This is a genomic window from Halostagnicola kamekurae, assembly GCF_900116205.1.
GTDB lineage: Archaea > Halobacteriota > Halobacteria > Halobacteriales > Natrialbaceae > Halostagnicola > Halostagnicola kamekurae.
Map to the genome: position 1 here is coordinate 88,624 of NZ_FOZS01000003.1, position 25,039 is coordinate 113,662.

At 60.5% G+C, this 25,039-nt stretch carries 27 protein-coding genes and 2 pseudogenes; 19 read left to right on the plus strand and 10 right to left on the minus strand.

What is annotated here, in order from left to right:
- Window positions 1-71: 71 nt before the first annotated feature.
- Window positions 72-923, plus strand: coding sequence for a phosphatase PAP2 family protein (locus BM348_RS14325; RefSeq protein WP_092905745.1), 852 nt, complete (start codon window positions 72-74; stop codon window positions 921-923).
- Window positions 924-1,102: 179 nt separating this feature from the next.
- Here BM348_RS14325 and BM348_RS14330 read toward each other — a convergent pair.
- Window positions 1,103-2,062, minus strand: a pseudogene (locus tag BM348_RS14330) (formate/nitrite transporter family protein); the annotation flags it as partial.
- A 311-nt stretch (window positions 2,063-2,373) separates the two neighbouring features.
- Here BM348_RS14330 and BM348_RS14335 point away from each other — a divergent pair.
- The 7 genes from BM348_RS14335 to BM348_RS21420 all read left to right on the plus strand — a co-directional run bounded on the left by BM348_RS14335 (window position 2,374) and on the right by BM348_RS21420 (window position 7,366).
- Window positions 2,374-3,345 (plus strand): PstS family phosphate ABC transporter substrate-binding protein, encoded by a 972-nt coding sequence (locus BM348_RS14335; RefSeq protein ID WP_092905749.1) that lies wholly within the window; start codon window positions 2,374-2,376, stop codon window positions 3,343-3,345.
- Window positions 3,345-4,262, plus strand: coding sequence for a phosphate ABC transporter permease subunit PstC (gene pstC, locus BM348_RS14340; protein ID WP_092905751.1), 918 nt, complete (start codon window positions 3,345-3,347; stop codon window positions 4,260-4,262). Before BM348_RS14335 ends, pstC begins: the two co-directional genes overlap by 1 nt.
- Window positions 4,262-5,161: a phosphate ABC transporter permease PstA gene (pstA, locus tag BM348_RS14345; RefSeq protein ID WP_092905753.1), complete on the plus strand. Its 900-nt coding sequence runs from the start codon at window positions 4,262-4,264 to the stop codon at window positions 5,159-5,161. Before pstC ends, pstA begins: the two co-directional genes overlap by 1 nt.
- Window positions 5,161-6,039, plus strand: a complete 879-nt coding sequence (pstB, locus tag BM348_RS14350) for a phosphate ABC transporter ATP-binding protein PstB (RefSeq protein WP_092905755.1) — start codon at window positions 5,161-5,163, stop codon at window positions 6,037-6,039. Before pstA ends, pstB begins: the two co-directional genes overlap by 1 nt.
- A gap of 94 nt (window positions 6,040-6,133) precedes the next feature.
- On the plus strand, window positions 6,134-6,589 hold the full coding sequence (locus tag BM348_RS14355; RefSeq protein WP_092905757.1) for a hypothetical protein: 456 nt from the start codon (window positions 6,134-6,136) through the stop codon (window positions 6,587-6,589).
- A 75-nt stretch (window positions 6,590-6,664) separates the two neighbouring features.
- On the plus strand, window positions 6,665-7,117 hold the full coding sequence (locus BM348_RS14360) for a universal stress protein (protein WP_092905759.1): 453 nt from the start codon (window positions 6,665-6,667) through the stop codon (window positions 7,115-7,117).
- Between the two features lie 75 nt (window positions 7,118-7,192).
- Window positions 7,193-7,366, plus strand: coding sequence for a hypothetical protein (locus tag BM348_RS21420; protein WP_175507199.1), 174 nt, complete (start codon window positions 7,193-7,195; stop codon window positions 7,364-7,366).
- Between the two features lie 218 nt (window positions 7,367-7,584).
- Here the strand turns inward: BM348_RS21420 and sugE are convergent, their stop codons facing one another.
- On the minus strand, window positions 7,585-7,908 hold the full coding sequence (gene sugE / locus BM348_RS14365) for a quaternary ammonium compound efflux SMR transporter SugE (protein ID WP_092905761.1): 324 nt from the start codon (window positions 7,906-7,908) through the stop codon (window positions 7,585-7,587).
- Window positions 7,909-8,143: 235 nt separating this feature from the next.
- Here sugE and BM348_RS14370 point away from each other — a divergent pair, with 235 nt between their 5' ends.
- Both BM348_RS14370 and BM348_RS14375 read left to right on the plus strand, forming a co-directional pair.
- Complete coding sequence (locus BM348_RS14370) at window positions 8,144-9,010, plus strand: aldo/keto reductase (protein ID WP_092905763.1); 867 nt, start codon at window positions 8,144-8,146, stop codon at window positions 9,008-9,010.
- A gap of 429 nt (window positions 9,011-9,439) precedes the next feature.
- Window positions 9,440-9,712 (plus strand): hypothetical protein, encoded by a 273-nt coding sequence (locus BM348_RS14375; RefSeq protein WP_245779467.1) that lies wholly within the window; start codon window positions 9,440-9,442, stop codon window positions 9,710-9,712.
- 19 nt (window positions 9,713-9,731) lie between these two features.
- On the opposite strand, the pseudogene BM348_RS21860 reads toward BM348_RS14375, so the two are convergent.
- Window positions 9,732-9,935 (minus strand): annotated as a pseudogene (locus BM348_RS21860) (IS5/IS1182 family transposase); the annotation flags it as partial.
- Between the two features lie 675 nt (window positions 9,936-10,610).
- Here BM348_RS21860 and BM348_RS14380 point away from each other — a divergent pair.
- Window positions 10,611-10,793, plus strand: a complete 183-nt coding sequence (locus BM348_RS14380; protein ID WP_092905765.1) for a hypothetical protein — start codon at window positions 10,611-10,613, stop codon at window positions 10,791-10,793.
- A 214-nt stretch (window positions 10,794-11,007) separates the two neighbouring features.
- Here BM348_RS14380 and BM348_RS14385 read toward each other — a convergent pair whose 3' ends face one another.
- From BM348_RS14385 to BM348_RS14395, 4 genes are all read right to left on the minus strand, one after another.
- On the minus strand, window positions 11,008-11,529 hold the full coding sequence (locus BM348_RS14385; RefSeq protein WP_245779468.1) for a hypothetical protein: 522 nt from the start codon (window positions 11,527-11,529) through the stop codon (window positions 11,008-11,010).
- A gap of 96 nt (window positions 11,530-11,625) precedes the next feature.
- Window positions 11,626-12,984 (minus strand): 4Fe-4S binding protein, encoded by a 1,359-nt coding sequence (locus BM348_RS14390; RefSeq protein ID WP_092905767.1) that lies wholly within the window; start codon window positions 12,982-12,984, stop codon window positions 11,626-11,628.
- A gap of 142 nt (window positions 12,985-13,126) precedes the next feature.
- A complete protein-coding gene (locus tag BM348_RS22215; RefSeq protein ID WP_281244702.1) occupies window positions 13,127-13,255 on the minus strand; it encodes a hypothetical protein in 129 nt (42 codons plus the stop codon).
- A gap of 204 nt (window positions 13,256-13,459) precedes the next feature.
- The gene (locus BM348_RS14395) at window positions 13,460-13,687 is read right to left on the minus strand and encodes a DUF6684 family protein (RefSeq protein ID WP_092905769.1); all 228 of its coding nucleotides are present in this window, start codon (window positions 13,685-13,687) and stop codon (window positions 13,460-13,462) included.
- A gap of 118 nt (window positions 13,688-13,805) precedes the next feature.
- On the opposite strand from BM348_RS14395, the gene coxB reads away from it, so the two are divergent.
- The 3 genes from coxB to BM348_RS14410 all read left to right on the plus strand — a co-directional run bounded on the left by coxB (window position 13,806) and on the right by BM348_RS14410 (window position 16,981).
- Window positions 13,806-14,564 (plus strand): cytochrome c oxidase subunit II, encoded by a 759-nt coding sequence (gene coxB, locus BM348_RS14400; protein ID WP_092905771.1) that lies wholly within the window; start codon window positions 13,806-13,808, stop codon window positions 14,562-14,564.
- On the plus strand, window positions 14,554-15,006 hold the full coding sequence (locus tag BM348_RS14405) for a DUF6789 family protein (RefSeq protein ID WP_245779469.1): 453 nt from the start codon (window positions 14,554-14,556) through the stop codon (window positions 15,004-15,006). Before coxB ends, BM348_RS14405 begins: the two co-directional genes overlap by 11 nt.
- Window positions 15,007-15,175: 169 nt before the next feature.
- Window positions 15,176-16,981: a cbb3-type cytochrome c oxidase subunit I gene (locus tag BM348_RS14410; protein ID WP_092905773.1), complete on the plus strand. Its 1,806-nt coding sequence runs from the start codon at window positions 15,176-15,178 to the stop codon at window positions 16,979-16,981.
- 31 nt (window positions 16,982-17,012) lie between these two features.
- Here the strand turns inward: BM348_RS14410 and BM348_RS14415 are convergent, their stop codons facing one another.
- Both BM348_RS14415 and BM348_RS14420 read right to left on the minus strand, forming a co-directional pair.
- Window positions 17,013-17,558, minus strand: a complete 546-nt coding sequence (locus tag BM348_RS14415) for a DUF6789 family protein (RefSeq protein ID WP_092905775.1) — start codon at window positions 17,556-17,558, stop codon at window positions 17,013-17,015.
- 315 nt (window positions 17,559-17,873) lie between these two features.
- Entirely contained in the window at window positions 17,874-18,287 is a 414-nt protein-coding gene (locus tag BM348_RS14420; RefSeq protein WP_092905777.1) for a DUF7541 family protein, read from the minus strand.
- Between the two features lie 112 nt (window positions 18,288-18,399).
- On the opposite strand from BM348_RS14420, the gene BM348_RS14425 reads away from it, so the two are divergent.
- The 3 genes from BM348_RS14425 (at window position 18,400) to BM348_RS14435 (ending at window position 22,870) form a co-directional block, all read left to right on the plus strand.
- Complete coding sequence (locus tag BM348_RS14425) at window positions 18,400-19,269, plus strand: cytochrome c oxidase subunit 3 (protein WP_092905779.1); 870 nt, start codon at window positions 18,400-18,402, stop codon at window positions 19,267-19,269.
- Window positions 19,270-19,455: 186 nt separating this feature from the next.
- On the plus strand, window positions 19,456-22,098 hold the full coding sequence (locus BM348_RS14430; RefSeq protein WP_245779470.1) for a heavy metal translocating P-type ATPase: 2,643 nt from the start codon (window positions 19,456-19,458) through the stop codon (window positions 22,096-22,098).
- A gap of 211 nt (window positions 22,099-22,309) precedes the next feature.
- Entirely contained in the window at window positions 22,310-22,870 is a 561-nt protein-coding gene (locus BM348_RS14435) for a hypothetical protein (RefSeq protein WP_217642024.1), read from the plus strand.
- A gap of 110 nt (window positions 22,871-22,980) precedes the next feature.
- On the opposite strand, the gene BM348_RS14440 is transcribed toward BM348_RS14435, so the two are convergent.
- The gene (locus BM348_RS14440) at window positions 22,981-23,976 is read right to left on the minus strand and encodes a phosphate uptake regulator PhoU (RefSeq protein WP_092905783.1); all 996 of its coding nucleotides are present in this window, start codon (window positions 23,974-23,976) and stop codon (window positions 22,981-22,983) included.
- 341 nt (window positions 23,977-24,317) lie between these two features.
- On the opposite strand from BM348_RS14440, the gene BM348_RS14445 reads away from it, so the two are divergent.
- Together BM348_RS14445 and BM348_RS14450 are read left to right on the plus strand one after the other, a co-directional pair.
- A complete protein-coding gene (locus BM348_RS14445) occupies window positions 24,318-24,563 on the plus strand; it encodes a hypothetical protein (protein ID WP_092905785.1) in 246 nt (81 codons plus the stop codon).
- Between the two features lie 171 nt (window positions 24,564-24,734).
- Window positions 24,735-24,962 (plus strand): DUF7511 domain-containing protein, encoded by a 228-nt coding sequence (locus BM348_RS14450; protein WP_092905787.1) that lies wholly within the window; start codon window positions 24,735-24,737, stop codon window positions 24,960-24,962.
- Window positions 24,963-25,039 lie beyond the last annotated feature (77 nt).

Consider the following 25,039-nt stretch of genomic DNA (forward strand, 5'->3'; position numbering starts at 1 on the left):
CCAGGCAGCCGTCCTTCGAGTCATACCCCCAACAACTATCAACAATCACGTGGATGCAGGGAGTACGACGGATGGCAGTACTTGACATGACCCTCCTCACCGTGTTAGCAGTTCTGATCGGATTAGTGACGACCTGTCTCGCCTGTCTGGAACGCACACAGGTGCGACGGGCATGGGATGAACTCGGGCAGCGCCTTCGAGGTGTGGCCCCCTACCTCGGTGTCGCCGCGCTGTTTTTCGTCCTCAAGCGTTGGACACACGAACAGAGCGTGCAAATCTCCCGCGAGCTCGACTGGGATCTCACCGCCGAAATATACGCAATCGAGGGCGAGTTCGTCGCCGTGATGCAAAACACCATCCCGGACGAAACGATCGCGTTCTTCTCCGCGATGTACATGTTCGGGTTCCCGTTCCTGCTCGTCACGGCTCCGATACTGTACCTCCTGGCATCCTCACAGCGCCGCCTGAAGGAACTGCTCATCGCGTACGTTCTCAACTACGTCATCGGAACGCTCTTTTACACGCTGTTTGTGGTGTACGGGCCGCGGAACCATCTCTCGAGCGTCAGCGGGCTGATGTACGACTTCTACCCGCAGACGCAGGATCTGACCGCGGCCGTCTCGTCGAACACGAACGTGTTCCCGTCGCTGCACACGTCGCTCGCGATCGTCGTGTTGATGCTGGCCTGGCGGAGTCGTCGGGAGTACCCCCGATGGCTCGGGATCTCGGGCTTCGTGGTCTCGTGCGTCGTTATCTCGACGATGTACCTCGGCATTCACTGGGTGGTCGACGTCGTCGCCGGCGTCGTCCTCGGCGTCGGGAGCGTCTACATGGCTGACTGGATCGTCGACCGTATGGAGCGGGGACTCGGGCAGTCGTCGGGACTCGAGGAAGAAAGCGTGTCCTCGGAGGTGAGCGACTGAGCGGCGACGCTCGAGTCTCCGCCCGTTCTCAGGAACTATCGCCGCTCGCGAGTCGCGGCCCGAGGACGGAAGTGATTGTGCAGAACTCAGCGAGCCGTCAGAAAGTTCGATCCGCTCGGTACGCGAACAATGCGGTGTGGGCTGATCGATTACGAATCGACGTCTTCTGGCTCGTCCTTTCCGAAGACCATCTCTCGCGCAGAGAGTTGGTAATTCTGTTCCTGATACGTGCGCTCGACGGCCTGGAAGTAGTTGACGACCGTGACGAGCACGACGCCGCCCACGGTGTTTCCGAGGAGGACGGGGAGAACGAACTCCGTCGCGCCCGTGAGAAGCACTTCTTTACCTCGGAAGACCAGAAACATGAGTTCGGTCGAGGAGACGACGACGTGATAGAGATTGCCGAGCGGGATCGCGAGGAACGCGATGTACACCATCACGAGCCGAGAGATGGTGTCCTGTGAGGCGTAATCGATCCAGACGACGCCCGCCACGATCAGGCCGGCAAAGGCCCCCTTGAAAAACAGCGACCAGCTACCCGTTTGGATACCGGTTTCAGAAATAGCGACCGCGGTCTTCATCACGTCATTCGAAAAGACGCCCGTCGTCGCGAGGACGAGCGCACCGAGGCTTCCGCCGAGAAGGTTCCCGACGAACACGACCGACCAGATGCCAAACAACGCCGGAATACTTGCCAATCGCTCGAGGACGAGCGCGACCGGCGGGAGCGTGTTCTCGGTATAGAGTTGGTAATCCCCGAGAATAATGTAGATGAACCCGAGCGGATACAAAAGCGCCCCGACGATCGGTGCGCCCTCGCTCGCGTGAGTCACCGACACGTACAGCATGAACGTCACCGTGATCGCGAATCCGGCGGCCAGCGCGCTGAAAAACAGCTCTCGAGTGCCGGTCGAGATCTCCTCGTCCGCGGCGGCGACGATTCGGTGAAAGATTTCATCGGCGGAGAACCGATCGCGAACGACCGCGCCCGCCGCGGGCGCACCGCTTCGAGACTGTTCGACGACGTCACGAACCGACTCGTCCCCGGGCGGTCCCTCGCTCTGTACGTCGCCATTTCCGGTCTCGTCGGTCGACTCGCCGTGAGTCGACTCGGTCGAGACCGGTTCGCTCGAGTTCATGGTGGCGAATTCGAGAAGGGGCGAATAAAAGCATCGGCATCTGTCGACCGTAGCGTACAGCGTGTGATTTCTGATGCCAAGCGAAACCTTTGGTGCGAAGCGAAACGGTTTGGACCAGTTGAGTGGAAGTCCATGGTTCGAACATCGGATCGGTCGATCATTCGAGGACTGGCGGCTCAGTGAATCCGATTCGTGAGACATAGATTCAGCTAAGTCGGTCTCGTCGAGGCTCTATCTACGTACCCTAGCTAAATATAGATATATAGCTATCATAGTAGGGTACTTATTTAGCAACTAGCGATGATTCAGTGATGTCGAAAGACACCACTGGGACGTCGTTCGGAATCGAACGGCGAAAATTTTTGGCCGGTGCAAGTCTCGCGGGCGTAACGGGGCTGTCCGGTTGTATTGGAACGTTTGCTGGCGCGGCAAAGGAGGTGAGAATTGCTGGAAGTTCGACCGTGTTCCCGATTACCTCGGTGATTTCGTCATCGTTTACCGAGGATCGAAACGACGTGTCCGTCTCGATTAGTATGACGGGAACAGGGGGTGGGTTCTCGAACTTCTTTTGTCCCAATATGACGGACATCAACAATGCAAGCCGCCAAATCGCCGAGGCAGATATAGAACAATGCTCCGAAAACAGCGTCGATCCGGTCGAGTTCACGGTCGCGACGGACGCGTTGACGGTGGTTGTCCACCCCGAAGCCGACTGGATCGACTGCGTGACCGTCGAAGAACTCCGCGAACTCTGGCGTGACGGCGGTGCCCAGCGCTGGAGCGACGTTCGCGATGAATGGCCCGACGAAGAGATCGAGTTCTTCGGCTCCTCGACGACATCAGGGACGCACGAATACTTCGTCGAAGCGATTCTCGGTGAGGACGACACCCACCGGACGGACTACAGGGGTACTGAGCGCGACCGTTCGATCGTCCAGGGTGTGCGGGGTAGCAAATTTTCCATCGGATACTTCGGATTTGCTTACTACAGCGAAAACCCCGACCAGATCAAAGCACTCGGCATCGATGACGGCGATGGCTGTACCAAGCCGTCACTCGAGAACGCAAAGAATGGCAGCTACAAACCGCTTGCGCGAAATCTCTACATCTACGTTGCGAAAGAATCGCTCAAACGGCCCGAAGTCCAAGATTTCGTTCGATATTACCTAGAGCGCTCGTCGACGGATCTCGTCACCGAGGTCGGATACGTCCCGGTCACGGAGGACGTTCGCGACGATAACCTGGCGAAACTCGAAGACGCCATCGACGAGGTGACTGCCTAATGAGCGCACAAGACATCGTTCAAGAGGATACTCGTTCGATTCGCGGAATCGCGTTCAAATACGTCTTCGCAGTGTGTGCGTTCCTCTCGATTCTGACTACCATCGCGATCGTCATCACGCTGCTGATCGACGCCGTGGACTTCTTTGCGGCCGTTCCGCCCCTCGAATTCTTCACGGAGACGGAATGGATACCCGCAGAGGGTACCTACGGCATCTGGCCACTAATTTCCGGAACGATTACGATCACGATCGGCTCGGCATTAATCGCGCTCCCGATCGGGCTACTCACGGCTATTTATCTCAGTGAGTACGCCTCTGATCGCCGTCGAGCATACCTCAAACCCGCACTCGAGGTACTTGCAGGTGTCCCGACGGTCGTCTACGGCTATTTCGCGTTGGTGTATATCACACCCGTGTTTGACCGATTCCTCCCGATCGGGACGTTCAATGCGCTGTCGGCATCGATTATGGTCGGTATCATGATTATCCCGATGGTCTCCTCGATCAGCGAGGACGCAATGAGTTCGGTTCCCGACTCGTTGCGGCAGGCGAGTTACGGCCTCGGGGCGACGAAGTTCACCGTTTCGACATCAGTCGTCGTTCCGGCGGCACTCTCGGGGATTCTTTCGTCGTACATTTTAGCGCTCTCTCGAGCTATCGGCGAAACGATGATTGTGGCGGTCGCCGCGGGTCAGACGCCACGAATGGCCGATCTGACCAATCCAGCCGGTATGTTCCTCGAGTCGGTACAGACGATGACAGCAGCAATGGTTCAGATCGGGGCCAGCGACGTTGTCGGCCAGTCGACTGAGTACAAGAGCCTCTTCGCGATCGGATTGACGCTGTTCGTCATCACGTTTGCGATGAATGTCTTTAGCGAGTGGGTTTCCTCTCGCTATAGGGAGGTGTATCGCTAATGTCGACTGACACCGACCACACCGACTCCGGCCACTCTGGATTCGGTCGCGTCAGTCGGACGAAAGACGTGGCATTCCGATGGCTCACGTTCGGAGCGGCGCTCTTCGGTATCCTCGCACTCGCAGTGTTACTGGCGAACGTCGCCGTCGATGCCGTTGGTTGGTTAGACTGGGGCTTCCTCACCGGGATGCCGAGCTTCAGTAACCCGTATCAGGCTGGCTTCTTCCCAGCTATCATCGGTTCGATTGCACTGATGGTCCTGATTGCAGTGATCACGTTCCCGCTCGGCGTCGGCGCGGCGATCTACCTCGAGGAGTACGCGAGCGACGGGTACCTGACACAGTTCATTCAGCTAAACATTTCCAATCTGGCTGGCGTTCCATCGGTCGTCTACGGGCTGCTCGGACTCGGTCTGTTCGTCGGCCTCTTGAACATCGGATTCGGGACATTGCTCGTCGCGGGCTTTACCGTTTCCTTGCTCATCCTGCCGATCGTCATCATCTCAGCACAGGAGGCCATCCGATCGGTTCCGGATTCCCAGCGCCAGGCCAGCTACGGAATGGGAGCCACGAAGTGGCAGACGATCCGTAACGTCGTCTTGCCACGAGCAATACCCGGGATTCTCACGGGGACGATCCTCGCGCTCGGCCGAGCGATCGGCGAGACAGCACCGCTCATCATGATCGGTGCACCGACGGCCGTCTTCGGCATGCCGAACAGCCTCCTCAGCAAGATCAGCGCGATGCCCATGCAGATCTACACGTGGGCTGACCAGCCCGAAATGGAGTTCCAGTACGGCGTCGTCGCAGCGGGCGTGGTGACGCTGTTAGTGATCCTCCTTTCGATCAACTCGATCGCAATTCTCATTCGAAACCGATACCAACAGAGGGATTCATAATGACACAAGATTCAACCACTTCCACGGAAAACGAACAGCTCGACGGTCAGCAAGCCACACCAACGCCGGGAACCGATGGTCTCGGCGAGGAAGCGGACGAGCCGAGTCAGGGGACCGACACCGAACGAGTACTCCTCGAGGCACGCGACCTCGACGTCTACTACGGCGACGATCAGGCGTTGCAAAGCGTCGACCTGCCGATTCCGGAAAAGCAGGTAACCGCGCTGATCGGTCCGTCGGGATGTGGCAAGTCGACGTTCCTGCGGTCGGTCAACCGAATGAACGACCTAATCGACATCTGTCGAGTCGAGGGCGACCTCGAGTTCGACGGCAAGAACGTCTACGACGACGACGTCGATCCGGTCGCGCTCCGGCGGAAGATCGGCATGGTGTTCCAACAGCCCAACCCCTTCCCCAAATCGATCTACGACAACGTCGCCTACGGCCTCCGAGTGCAGGGCGAAGACGACGGCGACGTAGACGAGCAGGTCCAAAACGCACTCGAGCAAGCGGCACTCTGGGACGAGGTGAAAGACCAGCTCGACTCGTCGGGGCTCGATCTCTCTGGCGGGCAACAACAGCGCCTCTGTATCGCTCGTGCGATCGCCCCTGACCCGGAGGTTATTCTGATGGACGAGCCCGCGAGCGCGCTCGACCCGGTCGCGACCTCGAAGATCGAGGACCTCATCAGCGATCTCGCAGAGGACTACACCGTCGTCATCGTCACCCACAACATGCAACAAGCCGCGCGGATCTCCGATCGGACGGCGGTCTTCCTGACGGGCGGGAACCTCGTCGAGTTCGACGAGACCGCGAAAATCTTCGAGAACCCCGAGAGCGACCGCGTCGAGGATTACATCACCGGCAAGTTCGGCTAGTCGCGTCGAAGAGTGCTCGAAGGGAATCCCGACTCACTGGCGGGAGACTGGTCACAAAATACTAGTGTGGGACACGGAATCATAGGGTGAGCCGATGGAATCACCCGAACTCGCCGCGGTAACCGTCTTTACCGTCGGCACGCTCGTCGCCTGGTCACCGCTTCTGAGCATCGAACGCCTCCGTGCGCTGTTTTCCGCTCCGACTGCGTATTTCCCGCTCAACTACGCTATTGTCGGCTGTGGCCTCTGCGTGATCCAGTGTATCTCCTATCTCGGTGTCCTCGTTCTCACCGTGGGAACCGACATGGTCACCGGCAGCGACGTCGCGACGATACTCGGCGGCGTTTTCGCGGTGAACCTCCTGGTTCCAACCGTCGGAGCGCTCGTCGCGGTCTCTGTGCTGTCCCCTCGGGGGCACTGGTCACCCGACGGAACCGGGATAGGCGGACGAATCGCGCTCGCGCTCGGCGTACTCTGGTACGCGGTCGTCACCTCCGCGCTCTTCGTTCTGATCGGATTCGCTGTCGTGGTCACGAACCTCCCGACGTGATACAGAGCGGGTGAAACTCCTCGCGGCTGGGAACGTGACCATCATTTATGTGTATTTCTCGAGGATATAGAGACGATGTACGATCGAGTTTTACTCCCGACCGACATGAGCCCCGGCGTCGACCGAGCGATCGAGCACGCAATCGACGCCGCAGAGCGGTACGACGCCGAGTTGCACGTGCTGTACGTCGTCGACGCCGACGCCTACAGTTCCTATCCGGACGACGAGTACGTCCACGAGTTCGAAGGCCTCGAGCACGCGCTCGAGCAGGCCGGTCGCGACGCGGTCGAGTCGATACTCGACCGGGCGTCCGCCGCTGGGATCGAGACCGAAAGTGCGATCCGACACGGGATTCCACACGAGGAGATCCTCGAGTACGCAGACGAGGGCGGAACTGACCTCACGATCGTCGGGACCAAGAACCGATCGGGAGACTACCGCCGACTGCTCGGCAGCGTCGCCGAACGCGTGACTCGACTCTCGGACGACCCCGTTACCATCGTGAAGACGCCCGTCGACGAGAAGTGACTAGCGCGACGATCTCGAGATCGATACGTCAGAGTGGACAAAATATTTATCAGTTCCCGAGAGACTCGAGCGTGTATGGTACACTGCCCTGAATGCGAGAACGAGATCACCGACGAATCGGACGTCGAGTTCAACGACCTGGATTCGAAGATGGAGGGACTCTTTCGGTCTTCCAAGCGCTTCTACGTGGTCGGCTGTAACAACTGCGGTGCGGCGATCGGCAGCGGCGTCGCCGGTGGCGGCGGCTAATACGGACGCCTCGAGCGAGCGAACCAGAATCGTCTGCGGTCTCGAGGATTGATCTGACGAGTTGCTACGAGTACGTGCTCAACTCTGTCACATGCCACTGTGGTCCGCTATCCCTCCTACTGGAACCGTAGGACACCGAGTGGCCCCGACGGTGTCATAGAACGGTCCGCATACCTTCTTCGCGACTACCCGACGAACCAGAATCGTCGCTGGTACCCTCAGTGGCCCCCGGAAACGAGATGGAGGCCGACGATACCGACGAGGATCACGCTGATAAAGCCGACTCGAGCGAGCGTCGCAGGTTCGTCGAACAGGACGATCCCGAGCGACGCGGTCCCGACGGCACCGATACCGGTCCAGACGGCGTACGCCGTGCCGATAGGGAGGTCCTTGACGGCCTGTGCGAGCAGGACCATACTGATAACGAGGGCGGCGACGGTGCCGAGCGTCGGCACCGGCTTCGAGAGTCCGTCCGAATACTCGAGTCCGATCGCCCATCCGATCTCGAACAGGCCGGCCAATAGCAGAAGATACCACGACATCCTGGCTCTCGGCTACTCGTTCACCCGAACTATAGCTTCTGTTATCGACCGACTCGTGGAAGTCGTTGATCGAACCCAGTGGTAGTCGCTCTTTCGGTGTCGGTCTGCACTGGCAACCGAGAGTGTCGAATCGACCGCAAGCAACGGACTTCGACGGGGCTCGAAACCTGAGATCGATACGAACCGTCCACAGCAGGCCTCGTCGTTTTTATGACTGGGGGACTTCTCGAGACACATGGCATCCGAGAGTTTCAACGAGAGCACCACGTTCGAGATCGGTGGCGACCTCACGATCAATCGATTGGGATTCGGAGCGATGCGGATTACAGGCGATGAGATCATCGGTCCCCCCGAGGACGAGCAGGCGGCGAAAGAGGTCGTCCGCCGCGCCACCGAGATCGGGGTTGATTTCTTCGACACCGCAGACTCCTACGGCCCGGGGGTCAGCGAGCGACTCCTCGGCGAGGCACTCGAGAGCGGCGACGACGTGGTCGTCGCGTCGAAAGCCGGGTTGCTCCGACACCGCAACGGAGACTGGCTTCCCCACGGAGACCCGGACTACCTGAAAAATCAGGTTCTGTGTAGTCTCGACAGGCTCCAGACCGATTCGATCGACCTGTACCAGTATCACCGACCGGACCCCGAGACCGACTTCGAGGCGTCGGTCCACGCGTTCGCCGAGATGAAAGACGCGGGTCAAATCGACCACGTCGGCCTGTCGAACGTCTCCGTGGAGCAACTCGAAACCGCGATGGACATCGTCGACATCGCGACGGTCCAGAACGAGTACAACGTCGGTAACCGGGACGACGAGGACGTTCTTCAGGCGTGCGAGGAGAACGGGATCGGGTTCATCCCCTGGGGGCCGATGTACGCGATCGACGAGGACGACGTCGCCGACGTGCTCGAGGACGTCGCCGAGACCCGCGACGCAACTTCCCGCCAGGTCGCGCTTGCCTGGTTGCTCCACCACTCGGACGTGACACTGCCGATCCCCGGCACCTCGAGCGTCGAGCACCTCGAATCGAACGTCGCCGCCTCGCAGCTATCGCTGACCGACGACGATCTAGCCGCCCTGAACGATATCGACCCACAGAACTGACCTGCAGTACAGTCGCGGACGGACTCGAGCGTTCTCGTTCAAGTCGTTCTTGTCTACGCTATACCAAAATCACTCAAGCTACTGTTGTATAGCGATCCACCAAAGCCCTCGAGAAAATCTCCGTCCAACTCTCTCGCCCTGGGCGTCTTCGCTCTCGAGTCCGATCGGATCGATGCACGATACAGGGCCGGGCCCGTATCCGGCCATAATCGGCACCTGACTCGAGTAGAGGACATACCATCAGTAATACTAACATTATTGTTGGGAGACGTATTAGAACTATCAAAGGTGGGTGAAGAGAAGATGGGGAGCGAAGACACATACAAAACAGTACACGGGGCGTTGAATCGACTCGATGAATTAACCGATCCAATCCGGTTAGATCGGGATAAGCACGAAATCGATGCGTATCTGTTCGCCATAGAAAGTATGGCTAAAACCGCCATGAAGAAAGACGACCTCCGAGAAGCGCATCGGCTGCTCGACCTCCGAGACAGCATCGACGTTTCCGACGAGGAGGGACAGATCGTCGAGGTTCCTCGGTCCGATGCTCTCCGGCTGTCGGTGACGCTCCATTCGTACCGCGAGAAGCTTCTGGACGACGGTGATGAGGTCAGTGCGTCGGACGTGGAGCAATCGGCCGCCATCATCGATCGGAAGCTCGAGCAGAAGTCCGGCGAGACGGAGAGAGAAGAGCAATAGGACATCCTTACAGTTGGTAGATCGTCGAGTGAACTGACTCACACATCGCTCGCTGCCGGTATCGAGGGCCATCGATTACGCATATAACGCGCGGATCGATGGGTCGAAACCCCTAGTGCTTGATCAGTGATCGTACACTCTCTTCGCAGAGTTTTCGCGAAATTTCAGCCAGTCATAGCCTTTCTCGCCAGCCGAGCTGTGTGTCGTGGCGTTTCTCGGTCGTACTTCCAATTCCCTATTCTGACGGTCGAAGCCGACGCTATCCAGCAGTTCACCAAGATCCTGATTTCTATAATCGGTTGCTTTTGCTCTGTGTATAGTCCTCTCAAGGGAGTGAGTACGGGTTGTGCATTCAGAAAATCCGATCGCACTGGTCTTGATAGAGAGCCAACACGACCCAAAAACATCAAAGTCATACTGCTTGGATCTCAAAAATGTCACCCAGTGAGATCTTCATTGCTGAAAATAGCCGTGATTGCTATGGGAATGTTGCTATTAGTATTCGCTTACAGTTATGGAATAACCACTTGTACAGCAGTTAGTAGTGGTGGAGAAATAGCCCAGCAACAGTGTACCACGAACCAGCTACATCAGTTAGGAGCTGGAGTTCTTCTTGCTGGAGGGGTGGGGCTCATCATGTTTGGGGCTTGGAACGAGATAAAGACCGTCTACCGGGCTCTTAATTAGTAAAGGAAATTGGCAGATTGGGACGCTATATCCCCGTTCATCAGTGAGAAGAGCCGCGGTCGCGACAGCGAACCGTGACTCTTGCAGTTATCAGTGGATAGTAGCGCGATTTCTTCATTCAGATATGTGATTGAATATAAACCAGGTAATTCGGCAACTACGTGTACGTACTTATCGAAAATAATTACATAGAAACGGCTAATGTTATGCTATGGACGATACTCGGATTATTCAGGTGGCAACTCTCTGGTTTGTTGTCCTCATCTACATACAGACAGGCTCTGGTGGCGGTGGCGCAATTAATATGGCCATCGGGTTCATTGCTCTTCTCCTCATGTATATTCTTCCGCTCACTCTCGTTATTTTTGTCATCCTACAACTCATCGATAGATAGACCACCTCTACTTACCGTGATTTTCACGCCTAACTCTGAATAAAGAAACCGTATTACCAACTACTGTTATTGATGTGGGTAGTCACTTCGGAATCGAACACCACGCTCGTTCACTCGAGTGGACCGTCCATTGATACCGCTCGATCACACGACCGTCTCACCATCGGTGTCAGTTCCCGGCCGAGTGCAGAAAACGAGGAGAGGCCGTCGAGCGCTACCAGGGACTTTCGACCAGGGTCACGGAATCCGTTCCGGACAGGCCGTGTTCGCCCGAGTCGTCGCGCTCCCACTCGAGGCGACCGCTCGATTCGTCGCCGTCGAAGCCGGTGTCCTCGACTGGGAATTTTAGCACCAGATCGTCGGTTCCGTCGCCCGTGACGTCGCACTCGAACCCGTCGTTCAGCGGGCGCGCGCCGTCGCCGTCGCGAACCACATCCGGCGCACCGAACCGATACCGAACCGGTTCGTCCGTCGGATCGAACGACGACGTTGCTTCGACCGCGACCAGCACCACTCCGCAGTCGTCGTACTCGATTTCGTTTTTATCACACCACGGTTGAATCTGGATCTCCAGACCCGATTCGAAGTGGGCCGCCGCCTGACCGGTCAAGGTCGGTACGGCGACCGCACCGGCGGCCGCACCGAGCGCGATACGGCCGAACGTTCGTCGGGAGGTCGTCGCACCGTCGTCGTTTGCGTCTTCTGTCGCCGCCTCGAAGTAAGTTTTAGGAGGCATGCAATTAATTCGTTCTCGGTGGAAACTATAGGTCGTTCTGGTGCGACTATCGAACCGCCAGTCAGAAGACGCACCGTTCCGGCCAGTTCCCCGCGATCAGTGAGTGGCGAGGACCGTGGCGACGACGTAGGTGCTCCCGGCCATCAGTGCGAAATGCGGGGCAAACGCCTTCAGCGCCAGTTCCTTCGATTCGGTCATCGTGCGCGCGACTTGCCACGCGATCACCGCACTCCAGAGAACCGCGAGCCAGAGCCAGCCGGTGACGAAGAACGCGTCCCACGCCGCAACGATCTCGGGACTCGCGCCGGCGGGAAGGTCGAGGGGGATACCGAGTCCGCCCGCGAACACGTTCAGCGTCTGGCCGCCCGACTCGAGCAACCCGCCGATGGCGTGGCTCCCGAACGTGAACATGATCCCCAGCGGCGCGTAGGCGAGCCCGAACTTCGTGAACGACATCGTCCAGTCGATCCCACTCCAACTACTCGCGAGTCGATTGACGGCGGTAAACGCCAGAATCGTCGCGATGATGCTCACGGCGTAGGCGGCGGTCGGGGCGAGGACGCCGGGGAGGCTTCCGACGAGTGCGGTCTCCTCGACAGGGCCGCCGAGGACGTGATCGATCGGGAAGACGGCCCAGATCACGAGCGCGACGAGCGCCTCGTCGACGAGCGGGATGCGTTCGGTCAGCACCTTCGCGCCCGGCCAGCGGAATCGAAGCTCCACGTCCTCGTCTGGGTTTTCGGTCGTACACTTCATGCAGGCGGTACACCGGCGGTCGGTACTGAGAAAGTCGCTCTTGTACTCGAGGGTCGCACACTGAACGCCGGTGTCCGTGTTCTGGGCGACCTCGAGCGGCGAGAACTTCGAGGTGACGCTCATGACGCCCGTCGCTGGGCAGACGTATCGACAGAACGCCTGTCGCTGGTAGACGAGACTGACGGCGACCGCGACGCCGAGGATGACGAGCCAGTAAATCGGAATGAGACGCGGCGAATAGGCGACGCCGACCTTGTACATTGGCCACCGCGCCATGGCGAACGACAGGGCTGTAAGCGATAGGACGGATATCGGGAGGCCCAACACGACCCACTTTCGCGTATACATCGGGAAGTGACGTTGTAGGCCGAACCGCTGGGTAAACCGAACGATCGCACCCATCGGGCAGAAGTAACACCAGATTCGACCGAGAAAGACGAGGCTGAGAATCATGACCGGCGCCCACCAGAAGCCGAAGAACGCGACGTTCCCGAAGTTGGTCGCCGAATCCGTCGGACCGACTGCGGCCCGGTAAATCGCGTAGAAGAAGATCGCGACGGTGAGCAAGTTCACTGCATGTTGGACGTTCTTGTTCGTGAACAGAAACCGCATCACGCGGTTGTTCGTCAGTGTGATACTAGCACTCGAGTTCTGTTGCTCGGCGGTGGTTCGGTTCGACCGTTTCTCTTCAGTTGCCATCACCCCACGTTTCCGGCACCGTATTGTGATTATTCTGGTGCATAAGTCGAAAAAACGAACGCCACGTCTCCCGCGAAGGATCGACCCCATTCGAAATCGCGACCAATGAGGTCACGGTCAGTGGACGACCACGCCGAGGGAGTCACGGGAGGCTCGCGCCGGTGAACGCCAGCAGGTAGACGACGATGGCGACGAGCGTGAGTCCGAGGACGATCATCACGAACCGGAAGGCTCCCTCTGGAGTGTAGATGGACGATATTTGGAGATCCATCCGCGTTACTACGTCGACCACGTACAAAAACATCGGGCGAGATTCTGTCTCGCGGCCCCTGTAGACAGCCGCCTCGAGTGGTCCAGAAGGTGACGACCTCGGACGATTCCGGGTGATAACCGCCTCAGGCGGCCCCGATAGACGACCGGCTCAACGGACCGGGCGACGCTACGATCGACGACCGTCTCAACGGTCCGGGCGACGCTACGATCGACTCGCGTCCCGTTCGATCAGTCGCGCGGCGAGATAGGTCACGAACGCGAGCAGAATCAGCGGGAAGATCGTCAGCGCGTGGGTCATGACGACGGGGAGCAGCTCGAACTCCCACGGCGAGACGAGCTCGAAAAGTATCACGAAGTACGCGAGGATCGCCACCGGAGCGAGGTTGATCGAGGCGTCGATCGCCGTTTCTCGGGAGAGCCACTCCAGCATAGCCGCGTGTTCGGTCCCGAATCAGATAAACCGTGTTCATCGTTCTCCGGAGTCGAACCGATCGCGGTCTCGTTTCGGACAAACGCTTATAGGGGGCGTTGATGAAGGGGGCTGATGGATGCGGAGCCTACAGCGTGCCCTCCTCGCTGCGACGCTTTTCCTGCTCTCGGTAGCCGCGATTCCGACCGCGTCCGCTGCGAATTCGGTCACGAACGAGTTTATCAGCAACCTCAACGAGCAGTTGCTCTACCTCGCCGTTCCGATCGCCGTGCTGGTCGAAGGCATCCTGATCTACACCGTCTGGCGGTTTCGTGCGAACGGTGACGACGACGGGACGGAACCGGAGCCGACCCGGGAGAACCGACAACTCGAGATCACCTGGACGGTCGCGACCGCGCTCGTGTTGCTGTTCGTCGGAACGGCCTCGTTCACCACGCTGGCACAGCCGAGCGTGTCGTCGATCATCGACGATCCCCAGAGCGACGACGGGCCGCCCGACGCACCAGCGGACGCCGTCGACGTCGACATCGTCGCCGAACAGTGGGAGTTTACGTTCGAGTATCCGGACGAGAACGTGACGACCAGCGACGCGCTGGTGCTCCCCGAGAACCAATCCGTGTACATGTACGTGACGTCGACGGACGTGATCCACTCCGTCCACGTGCCAGCACTGGGGCTCAAGCAGGACGCGATCCCCGGCGAGACACATCTCCTCCGAACCACGGCGACGGAACAAGGGGAGTATCGACTGTACTGCGCCGAACTGTGCGGGCAGGGCCATCCCGAGATGTTGTCCACGGTCCGGGTCGTCGACGAAGACGAGTACGAATCGTGGCTCGAGGAACAACGATCGGAATCCAGTGATGATGGGAACTGAACGAATCGGCGACTCGAACCGATCGATGAATCGGTTCGGGCACGTGATCGCCGCCGGCGTTTCGGCGACCGCGGTCATGTCGTTGTTGCTCTTGCTTTTGGAGGTCCAGACCCGCTCGGAGATGAACCTCTTTTCGGTGATCGCACGGTTCATCGGGACGCCGAACGATCCGACCGTCGGTTTCGTGCTGTTCGCCGTCGCCGGCTCGGTCGGCTGGCCGCTTTTGTTCCTCGCGCTCGAGCCCTACCTCCCTTTCGGGCCTGATCCCGCCGCCCGCGGCGTCGTGTTCGCCTCGATCCTGTGGATCCCCTTCGTCGTCGCGGGACGCGGGAACGTCGACGGGCCGCTGCTCGTCCTGTTCGGGGCCTACACCCTGTTCGCCCACTGGGCCTACGGGTTCACCCTCGGGGCGGTGTACGCGCGCCTCTCGAGTCGACCCTGATCGCGAACTCCCGGACGAGTGGGTCCTGGTCTCGAATCCTCAGTCGAATCGGCTCTAATCGCGAACCCACGGTCGAACGGCACAAACCTTTATTCGCCGTTCGTTGAAGGCGCACATAGCCGCCGGGTACGGACGGCGCTCGAACCGTCTCGCCCGGCGCGAACAAACGATGTTAGATACGATCCCCGGAATCGCGTTCGCCGCGATCATCTTGACGGCGCTGGCAGGGTACTATCGGTTTCGTAGTGATCGCCCGCCCAGATCGTTCGCCGACGGCGGGGTCGCGTCCCCCACGATTGGCTTGACGGGCACGGCGAAACCGACCGGGCTGACGCGCTGGTTCACGACCGTCGATCACAAGGACATCGGATTATTGTACATCCTCTTTGGAACCGTGGCGGCGCTGTGGGGGATGACGGACGCGATGATGATGCGCAGCGAACTGCTGGTGCCCGAAAGCGCCATCTGGAACGTCGAGACGTACAACGCGGTGTTTACGACACATGGCCTCACGATGCTGTTTTTCTTCGTGACGCCGGTGTTCACCGGGATCGCCAACTACGTGTTACCGCTGTTGCTCGGAGCGGACGACCTCGCGTTCCCGCGAATCAACGCGATCGCGTTCTGGTTGCTCCCGCCGTCGCTGCTCATGGTTCGGGGCGGGCTAATCACCGATATTATAGGCATGGTGCTCGGCGTGTTGCCGGTCGACGTGACCGTCTTCGAGGCGCTCGAGCCGGTCGCGATGGGCTGGACCATGTACACGCCGCTGTCGGTAGAGATGGCCAACCCGCAGATCAGCGTCGCGGTGCTCGGCCTGCATCTGAGCGGCATCGCCACGACGATGGCGGCGATCAATTTCATCGTTACCATCTTCACGGAGCGGCCGGACGACCTGGGCTGGGACAGACTGGATATCTTCTCGTGGAACATCCTCGTCACAAGCGGGCTCATCTTGCTCGCGTTTCCGCTGCTCGGTAGCACGCTGATCATGCTGTTGCTCGATCGCAACTTCGGGACGACGTTCTTCGCGGTCGAAGGGGGTGGTCCGATGCTCTGGCAGCACCTGTTCTGGTTCTTCGGTCACCCGGAGGTGTACATCCTCGTGTTGCCCGCGTTCGGACTGGTCAGTCTCATACTGCCGAAGTTCTGCGGTCGCCGGCTGTTCGGCTTTCGCTTTATCGTCTACTCGACGCTCGCGATCGGGATCCTCTCGTTCGGCGTCTGGGCCCACCACATGTTCGCGACCGGAATGGACCCCAGACTGCGCTCGAGTTTCATGGCCGTCTCGTTGGCCATCGCGATACCGAGCGCGATCAAGGAGTTCAACTGGATCGCGACGATGTGGAACGGGAAGATAAATCTCACCGCGCCGATGATCTGTATCCTCGGCGGCATGAGTACGTTCGTCGTCGGTGGGATTACGGGCGTCTTCCTCGCGGCGGTCCCCGTCGACCTCGTGCTCCACGACACACATTACGTCGTCGGCCACTTCCACCTCATCGTCGTCGGCATCATCCCCCTCGCGATGATGGCGGCGAGTTACTACTGGTACCCGCTGATCACGGGCCGGATGTACAACCAGCGACTCGCGCGGATACAGTCTGCGCTCCTGATCGTCGGCTCCTTTATCACGTTCATCCCGCTTTTGATTCTGGGATACATGGGAATGCCGCGCCGGTACGCCGTCTATCCCGTCGAGTTCATCACGCTCAACCAGATCGCGTCCATCGGTGCGTTCGTCCTCGGCGCCAGCGTGATCCTCTGGGTGATAAACATGATCCAGTCGCTTCGCACCGGGAAGATCGTCCGGGACGCAGACGTCTGGAACCTCAAAGCAACCGGCCAGTTCACCCGCGAGTGGCAGTGGTTCGAGGACCGACTCGAGCAACGCGACGAGCCGGCGGTCTCGGTCGATGAGGGCAACGAGAGCGACGGGGGCAACGAGGGCGATGGGACGCCCGACGGCGGATGACTCAGTACCGGCGACTCGGAGGGGAGGTTCCTCACACCGAGTGCTGGGGGATGTGTGCGAATCGCTGCATCACGTGTCCGAGAACGTAGCCGTAGACCCAGTGAGCCGCGAGCGAGAGCCCGAGGAACAACACGCCCGCGTACTCGCCGGGCCAGAAGGCGATCACGAATCCGGTCCACATGATGGTCGCGAAGGTGATCGCGCGAGTGGCTCGGGGCTCTCGAGGCGGTAAGAACGCCCCGGCGACGACGAAAAGCAGCGGCAACGCGATCGTTCCGCCGGCGACGAAGACGAGGGTTCCGAGAAAGAGGTTCGGCTCGAGGCCGACCGTCTGGCCGAGTTGGGCGATGTCGACCAGCGACTCCGCCTCGAAGAGGTCGAGAAACGCCGGCGGGACGAAGAGGATCGGCATCATCGCGAGCAGGCCGATGGCCCCGCCGGCGAACGCGGCGAGAATGACGCGGGGGGTGATGTCGAGTTCGGCGTCGAGGTCGTCCGCTCGATCCACAGGCGCTCCAGAGACCGCCTGTGCTTGCTCCGGAGTCGCGTTCGACGACGATTCGTCGCGGTCGGTCATCTCCAGTGAGGACACACGACGATGCGGGTAATAACTGTCGGGCACCGACGTCCGGACGATGCTTACGGACACCGGGTTCCATTCGGCGGTTGGTTTTAGTTCACCGGCGTCGGACGACGCGTATGCCCCGAAAAGAAACGATCGGACTGCTGTTGGTGGCTGTAACGATCGGCGTGTTCGTCAGCGGGATCCTCTCGGCCGTTCTCTAAACGAATAGGGACTGCCGCCTCGAGACGAGAGCGACTGCACCTCGAGACGGGCTGGGACTACCCGCCTCGAGACGGAAACGGGCGTCTCGGCGACCCGACGGTCGTTTCAGAACTCGATATCGGATCCGTCGGAGACGCGCTCTCTCATTACGATCGGACCGACGGAACCCGCGAGAACCAGCACCACCGCGCCCGCGAGGACGATGGCCGCGCGAACGGCGATCCCGTCGGTCGCCGTGGCATCGACCATCGTCGCGGGCGAGATCGTCCCGGCGACGGCGATCCAGACCGCCGCGGCGAGGCCCGCGATAACCGCGCCGATGATCCGTAACGGTCGCCACCGATCCGTGGTGTAACCAGCCTCGTAGACCATTCCCGCGCCGCTCGCGCCGACGGCCAGAACGCCGGCGATGGCGATCGCGACGAGTCCGAACAGCACGCCGGCTTCCGTCGCCACGATTCCGAACGCCGCAACGATCGGCCACGGGCTCGAGCGCCGCTGGTCGGTCGGCTGGTCCATGGGCCGAGTATGACTCGAAGCGATATGAAAATACTCCCTCGGGCGGTCGTCTCACGACCGTTTCGGCGTTACTGGGCGGGTCTTTTTGAGAAGAGATCTCGTATGTACCGGCATGGTGTCCGCCGTCGACGGCGACCGAGGCGAGGGAACTGACGACGAGCACGGACACGTACCGCCGGCAGAAGACGACTGGCCGCGGGGCTTCGGCGAAGCGAGCTGGTGGCCGCTCGTGACGGCGGTGGGAATCGCCGGTCTCTACTTCGGCGCCGCCTTCCTCTTGCTCTCACGCGGGGCCGAACCGCTCGTCGGGCCCGCGCTCGGCGGAGTCGTCCTCGTCGGCGGGGTCGCTATCTTCCTCGGCGGGCTGTACGGGTGGACATACCACGGGTTCGTCCGGACGTACTGGACGCGGCCCTCGAGGCCGGAAGCGGGCGGCGTCGACCTCCGGTGGGGAATGGTGCTCTTTCTCGCCACGGACGTCATGACGTTCAGCGCCGGCTTCGTCTACTACTTTTTCATCCGAACGGGCCCGTGGCCGCCGGGCGAGCTCCCGTCGCTCGTCTCGTCGATCGTCCTCGCGAACACGGCCATCCTGGTCGCCAGTAGCGTGACGTTACACGTCGCCCACGAGGCGATCCGTGAGGGGAATCGCCGTCGGTTCCTCGGCCTGCTCGCCGTCACGGTACTGCTCGGTCTCGTCTTCGTCGGCGGCCAGGCGTTCGAGTACTACGAGCTACTGGTCGTCGACGGCATCGGTGTCACCGACGTCTTCGGCAGCAGTTTCTTCGCCCTGACGGGACTCCACGGCCTCCACGTCGCGCTGGGCGTGATACTGCTCGGCATCGTCCTCGTCCGGGCGGTTACCGGCCAGTTCTCCGCCGACCGCCATACCGCCGTCTCGACGGTCTCAATGTACTGGCACTTCGTCGACCTCGTCTGGATCATCCTCGTCGTGACCCTCTACGTCGGGTCGGTGGCGTAAATCGTCGCTCGAGGACGACCATCACCACTCGACAGCGGAACACAACAACCCGACGGAATCACCGCTAACCGACGTGCGAACCACCGCAACTCGGCAGTAACACCGCCAACCGACCGCCGAAACGAACGCCGACCGAGGCGGGCTTTCTATACGGCCGAGGTCGTACGGTAGGTCACGGTATCTCTCATGACGGCCTGCACGCTCTGTGGACTCCCCACCGGCGCTCGAGCGGTTCGCGAGGCCGACGTCGAGGGGGAGTTTTGCTGTCGCGGGTGTCTCGAGGTCCACCGCGCCGTCGGCGATATGTCGACGAGCGACGAGGCGGAATCGATCGCCTCGAGAGAGCCAGTCAGCGACATCGGGGCGACAGCGTCGCACGCAGAGCAGAGTCCGGCGAACGGGACCGATCAGGGCGAAACGTTCGGTCAGCGCGGCCTGATCGGCCAGCCGGATCAGACCACCGCGACACTGGCCGCCTCGAGCGATGCCGGTAGCGATGGCGCGCTCGAGTACGAGACACGCGAGGTCGAAGCGTCCGAATCCGGTCCCGACTCCCCCGAGGACGGATACGAAACGGCCTTTCTGTCCCTCGACGGGATGCACTGTTCGACGTGCGAGCAGTACCTCGAGAGCGTCGCGACGGGGACCGACGGGATTCTCGAGGCGAGCGCGAGTTACGCGACCGAACTGATTCAGGTGCGGTACGATCCGACCGTCATCGACCGCGACGAACTGGCGGCCGCGATCAGCGGCGTCGGCTACCGCGCGAGCCATCCCGACGAGGAACGCGACGACGACGGGTTCGACCTCGGCAAGTATCGGACGGCACTCGCCGTGCTTCTCGCGATGCCGGTGATGGCCCCGTACGTGTTGTTTATCTACCCGACCTATCTGGGCCTGTATCCCGAGTCGTTTCTCTACGGTTCGACGATCCAGACGATGGTCTTCGCTCCACTGGCGCTCTGGAGCACGCTCATCGTCATCGTCCTCGGCTATCCGATCTTCAGGAGCGGCTACGTCAGCCTCGTCGTCGGACGGCCGACGGTCGACGTGCTCCTCTCGGTCGCCGTCCTCGCCGCGTACGCCTACTCGTTCGGGGCACTCGCGATCGGGTCGCGGCACGTCTACTTCGACGTGGCGGTGATGGTGTTGGTCGTCGTCACCGTCGGCAACCGCGTCGAAGGGAAGCTCAAACGCCGCGCGCTCGGCACGAACATGTCCCTCGCGACGACGCGCGAACCGACCGTCGACGTGCTCGCGGACGACGGATCGACCCACGAAGTCGACCGCGACGCCTGTGATCCCGGCGACCGGGTCATCGTCACGGCCGGCGACCGAATCCCGTTCGACGGAACGGTCGTCGACGGGACCGGCACAGTCGACGAGGCGTTCATGACGGGCGAATCGATGCCGCGGGCAACGTCGACCGGCGACTCGGTCGTCGGCGGGTCGATCCTCACCGACGGCACGCTCGTCGTCGAGATCGATGACACCGTCCGCACCCTGGATCGGCTCGTCGAACTAACTTGGAACGTCCAGAGCTCCGAACGCGGTGTCCAGCGCCTCGTCAACACGTTCGCCGTGATATTCGTCCCGCTGGTCGTGGCGATCGCGGCGGTCGCCACCGCGTTCTGGCTAGCGACCGGACAATCGGCCAGCGAGGCGCTGCTCATCGGTTTGTCCGTACTCGTCGTCTCCTGTCCGTGTTCGCTCGGGATCGCCACGCCGCTGGCACTCGCGGCGGGAAGCGCTCGAGCGGCCGAGCACAACGCGGCGGTGCTCTCGACGACGGTCCTCGAACGGATCTCGGACGCCGAAATCGTCGTGTTCGACAAGACAGGGACGCTCACCACCGGCGAGATGAGCGTCGAGTCCGTCGTCGCGGACGACCCAGAAGCAGTTCTCGAGCGAGCGGCAGCCGTCGAATCGCGCTCGAACCACCCGGTCGCCGCGGCGATCGTCGACGCCGCGCCGGCGGTCGATTCGTCGGTCGACTCGTACGCCAGCGGGCCGCGGTGGGTCGGGGCGACCGTCGACGGAGAGCGCGTCGCAGTCGGGCATCCGTCTGCGTTCGACTCCGAAACCGAACGCGGTCCGGGCCTGGGTTCGGAATCGGATTCGGGATCGGGTTCAGATTCGGAATCGGCGGGGCCGGATTCAGGTTCGGATTCGGAACCGAGTTCGGGTTCGTGGGACGTTCCGGATCGCCTCGCCGACGCGGTGGCGTCCGCGCGCGAGAACGGATTCCGGCCCGTCGTCGTCGGCTGGGACGGCGTCGCTCGTGGCGTCGTTTCCATTCGAGACCAACCTCGAGAAAACTGGCGGTCAGTCGTCAGCACGCTCGCGGCCGACGACCGGCGGATCGTGGTCCTCACCGGCGACGACGAGCGCGCGACGGGGTGGCTTCGCTCCCACCCGGATATCGACGACGTGTTCGCCGGCGTGCGCCCGGAATCGAAGGAAGCGATCCTCCGCAGGCTCCGCGAGGGGGGCACGACGGCCATGATCGGCGACGGCACGAACGACGCGCCGGCGCTCGCGTGTGCCGACATGGGCATCGCTCTCGAGGAGGGGACCGACATCGCGGTCGACGCAGCGGACGTGGTCGTCCGGGATGCCGACCTCGAGGCGATTCCAACGATCCTCGAGATATCGCGCGGGACCCGTCGACGGGTCCGCCAGAACCTCGGCTGGGCCGCCGGGTATAACCTCATCGCGATTCCGCTCGCGGTGACCGGGCTGATCAATCCGCTCATCGCCGCGCTGATGATGGCCGTCAGTAGCCTCATCGTCGTTTTCAACTCCGGACGCGGATCGGTTCGTAACTGAAACGGTTCGTCGACGACCCGTTCGGAATCCCGACGACGACTGTGGACGGGTCACGTCGACGCTCGATTTCGTTCCATCCAGTTTAATAGTCAGAAGTTTTGATTATTTCTCAATGCCCTCTCCGACTAGTACCGACCAACAACAGGAACAACAGGAGGTGCTCTCGATCGTAAACCGGTACTACAGACGCGAGCGTATCAGTAATGTGCTCATGGCCGTGGCCGTCGCCTCACTGTACCTCGGCGTGTACTCTCTCACGTCACTGCTTCCAGCGGCCGCCACGGCAGCCCTCTTGGTCGTCGTCGCACGCGCACCGATTCTGCAGTCGCGCGGCAGGTTTCGACTGAAAACCGACGACAGTCAGGAGACCATCGTCGATGCGTTCACCGGCCCGAAACCGCCGGTACTCGCATTTCTGTGGGGCCTTGCAGACGAGGTAACCTCCAACGGGAACACGGTGAAATATAAAACATACTACCTTTTCGGCCTGCGCTCCGTCGAAATGGTTGTGCAGAGACAAACCGAAACCACACCGGACGGCAACAAACGTATCACGTTGGACGTTACAGCAAACGGAAAGCCGTGGGCGACCTACACGTCGATACTCCACGAGCAACCCGATCACACCGCCATCGATGTCGAGTACACGTCGAACCGACGCTTCGACCTGCGGGATCTCCCCAAGCAGTTATTGGCCCGACGATATCGCGATGCGACACTCGAGGCTCAGGGATACACGGTCGAGACGCGTGAGTCACATTTCGGTCTGTAGCCTCGCTTAAGCTCCCGCCCTGTCCGCACGCGGCCCCAGAGTTAAAACCGGAGTCGCATTCCTCCCCGTAAAAATAGCGGGTTGATACGAAGCTCGAGACTACGGGCCCTTCAGGGCTTGGGCGAGGCTTTCTGTAACGACGTTTCGGCGATGTTTTCGCCGTAGTCGGCACAGCGCGACAGCGAATCGAGGACGAGACCGACGGACTGGGCTCGAACGGGGTCGACGTCGCGAAGCATTTCGTCGATCTGGCGGTTGTGTTCGTCGATATCGAGGACGGATCCGAGCGCATCGTGGCCGAGGGTGGTCGCCTTGGACTCGTCGTCGGTCAACAACGCGTCCATCGACTTTTCGATGATATCGGCTGCGTCCCGATACAGTTCGAGGAACCCGTCCGCGATTTGGTCCGGGAGGTCCCCGAGTTTGAGCGCGAGTTCGCTGATCTTGACCGCGTGGTCGGCGATTCGCTCGAGTTGGCGCGAACTCGAGTGGTAATCGAAGCAATCCTCCCGCGGAACGCCGAGTTCTTCGGCTGCTCGAGGCGAGCGAAGCGTCGCGCGGAAGATCCGAGAGACGGTGAGCCAGAGTCGATCGATGTCGTCGTCGCGTTCGATCACGTCTCGCGCGACGTCGTCGTCGTTCTCGACGAGCGCGGTGACCGCGTCCTCGAGCATCGACGTGGCGATCAGTCGCATGCGCGTGACCGCATCGAGTATTGACAGCTCGGCCGAATCGAGGAGGTCCTGTACGACGACCGCATCCGACTGTTCCTGCACGACTTCGACGCCGATCAGCCCCTGAATCGCGTTGCGAATCGATCGGCGCTGTTCGGTCGAGATCTGACCCGCCTCGAGCCGGATGATATCGAAGCCACTGACGTACATCGTCAACACGGCTCGAACGAGTCGTTCGCCCTCGAGACTCGAGATGTCGAGCGACCCCTCGTCGTGATCGACATCGGTCTGGGGTGTGACGATCAAGGTATCGTCCTGGGCGTAGATCTCGACGGTCATCCCACTGGTGACCTCGTTTTCGGTCGCCCAGGTTTTCGGAAGCGAAACAGTGTAGGTCGATCCACCAGTCACCTGAATCTTCCGCGTCTCCATGTAAGTGACGGTGGACGGACAGAACATAAATAAGTACCTATCTATAGAATGGGAAAATACGGAGTATACGTCTTCTAACGTATTATTACCCCATAGAGAGCAATATCATATGGGTCGGGAACGGTGAGGAATATTGTTATATATAGAGATACGTACCCGACTGTTGGATTGCCAATTCGATAGAAACGGCCGACTGTCACAGCCAGTGGGTACCGTTTTCACTGTTCGTTACGTTCGCCTCTGTTCGGGACACTATCGAAGGGGGAAACTGTATTCTCTGGACATGGCTATACAGAACTCCTAGAAAGGGAATTGTAGCGCGTCGGCGTATTCCGCGGTGGATGACACCCGATACCCCCGATACCGGCTCGCTCCACACCACCGGCGCAGAGACTATCGCAGCGACGCCGTCGGAGGAAAGCCACCTCGCGGAACTCCGCCGCGATCACGACCGACCGTACTCCTGTCCGCTGTGTGCGTTCGTCGACGACTCGCGCCAAACCGTCTACGAACACCTGTTGAGTAGTCATCGAAAGCGCGCGATCACTACTGCGCTTTTCGAGAACCACCTCGATCCACAACGATAACGCGCTTGCCGTCAGGAACACTATTGGTCGGCTATCGCTTACCGGTAAGCGCCCTAATTCGTCAAACTCACCAAATACGTCGCATTCAGAACTGGTCCATACTGCTCAATAGAGCAACTAGAAGCGGCTATGTACCGGTCGAGTGTCTTCTCGAGTACGCAGGTCCCAACCATGAACGAATCCTCGAGCGAGTACCACACCGACAGCGTCCGCGAGCGACTGAGCATGGCCTCTGGATACTCGACCCGGTCGATCGACCTCGACGCGATCGTCGTCCGGTACGAGACCCAGGCCGATCGGTGTACGATAACACCCAGAGAGTGTCCCGAGCGGGATCGTCTCACCACGTGGCTCTCTGCGGACGTCGACGCGTTCGTCGATCTCGCGGACGCCCGATGACGGAGAGATGACCGGTTTCGGGCGGTAATTCGAGAGAAAACAGCGGACACGACGGTGTCGAAGACGGATCTTTAGGG